The 1,888-nt window shown below is 47.6% G+C and carries 1 protein-coding gene and 1 pseudogene; one reads left to right on the top strand and one right to left on the bottom strand.

Annotated elements, in window-relative coordinates:
• A pseudogene (gene lutP / locus ACWHAR_RS20300) lies at positions 1 to 1,068 on the bottom strand (L-lactate permease LutP); the annotation flags it as partial.
• A gap of 227 nt (positions 1,069 to 1,295) precedes the next feature.
• Between lutP and lutR the strand changes: the two are divergent.
• On the top strand, positions 1,296 to 1,888 hold a 593-nt coding region (gene lutR, locus ACWHAR_RS20295), incomplete at its 3' end, for an L-lactate utilization/bacilysin biosynthesis transcriptional regulator LutR (RefSeq protein ID WP_452087640.1).

The following is a 1,888-nucleotide window of genomic DNA, read 5'->3' as shown; positions in this document are numbered from 1 at the left end:
ACCGGGGGAAAAAGTCAGTTTTTCTCCAACAGCATTCAGCCACTTCAAGAACACCGCAGAGCCTTCATAATGCCCGGTCAGCGCGGATTTGACAGATGGAATGCCCCATACGGAAATCATCGCCGTCAGCAGCAGAAATGGCGACCAAGCCTTAAAAATCTGTCCGCCGCTGTATGCAGGCGCCGCCGGATTTGTGCGCGCCGTTTCAATTGAGGCGGCCGACTCTTGTTCACCGGCAAACCGGAATGTTGTTTTCGGCTTCCACCATTTCAAAAACACAGCAAGCGCAGCCATAGAAACAAGAGCTGACAAAACATCGGGAAGCTCAGGCCCTAAAAAATTGGAACTGAGATATTGAACAACAGCAAAGGAAACACCGGATACGAGAATCGCCGGCCAGATCTCCAAGGCTTTCCTGAACCCGCTCATGATGATGATTAAATAAAGAGGAATAAATACGGATAAAAACGGCAGCTGCCGCCCGACCATTTGCGAAATCTCCATCGCCGGAATCCCTGTCGGCCCTTCTACGGCTGTAATTGGAATCCCAATTGCCCCAAAGGCAACCGGCGCCGTATTGGCGATCAAACAGATCCCCGCAGCATAAAGAGGATTAAAGCCGAGACCGACCAGCAGCGCGGCAGAAATGGCGACCGGCGCTCCGAAGCCTGCTGCCCCTTCTAAAAAAGCCCCGAATGAAAAAGCGATCAAGAGAGCTTGAAGCCGTCGGTCATCAGTAATCGAGAGAACAGAGCTGCGAATGATATCAAACTGTCCCGTTTTCACAGTGATTTTATACAAAAAAACAGACGTCACAATGATCCAGCCGATCGGCAACAATCCGTATACGGCTCCTTGTGTCGCGGACATCAGCGCTTTTTCCGCCGGCATACGATAAACCAATACAGCAATGATAAGGGCGATCCCCAATGTGGCCAAGCCAGCTGTATACCCCTTCATCCGTTTAATCGCGAGTGCCCAAAAAAAGAAAATAATCGGTACAAGTGCGGCAAGCGCTGATAATAGCAAATTTCCCCCTATAGGCGTATATGCCTGTGTCCATTGCATCCCAAACCCCTCCTTGAAACATAAACTGGCGCCATATGTAAGCGGTTTCTATAGATGATATGATCATCTGATGACTGGGTAATAAGACCAGTTACCTAGCATTATATTTTGAAAAAAATCAAAGTACAAGACTTTTTGACAAAATAGTCAAAATCTTTTGGCGGCCCCCAAAACAGAGTATAATAGATCGTAAACAGCCAGACCTACAAGTTACGGGGTGAATTGCATTGAAATACAAACAGATTAAAACAAAAAAAATATATGAAGAAGTAGCGGATGCACTATTAGATATGATCAAAAACGGCGAATTGAAGCCTGGGGATAAACTGGACTCTGTTCAGGCGCTTGCTGAGAGCTTTCAAGTCAGCCGTTCAGCGGTTCGCGAAGCACTTTCTGCGCTAAAGGCGATGGGGCTTGTCGAAATGAAACAGGGAGAAGGCACGTATCTGAAGGAATTTGAGCTCAATCAAATTTCTCAGCCGCTCTCAGCCGCCCTTCTGATGAAAAAAGAGGACGTCAAGCAGCTGCTCGAGGTCAGAAAACTGCTTGAAATCGGCGTGGCTTCACTAGCGGCTGAAAAAAGGACAGAAGCAGATCTCGAAAGAATTCATGATGCACTAAAGGAAATGGGCAGCATTGAAGCGGACGGGGAGCTGGGAGAGAAAGCAGACTATGCATTTCATCTTGCGCTTGCGGACGCTTCTCAAAATGAACTTCTTAAACACTTGATGAATCACGTGTCATCATTGCTGCTGGAAACAATGAGGGAAACGAGGAAAATCTGGCTGTTTTCCAAGAAGACCTCCGTTCAGCGGCTGTA

It is taken from the genome of Bacillus sp. LR--39, from assembly GCF_053613335.1.
This window is presented reverse-complemented; position numbering and strand designations above follow the sequence as displayed.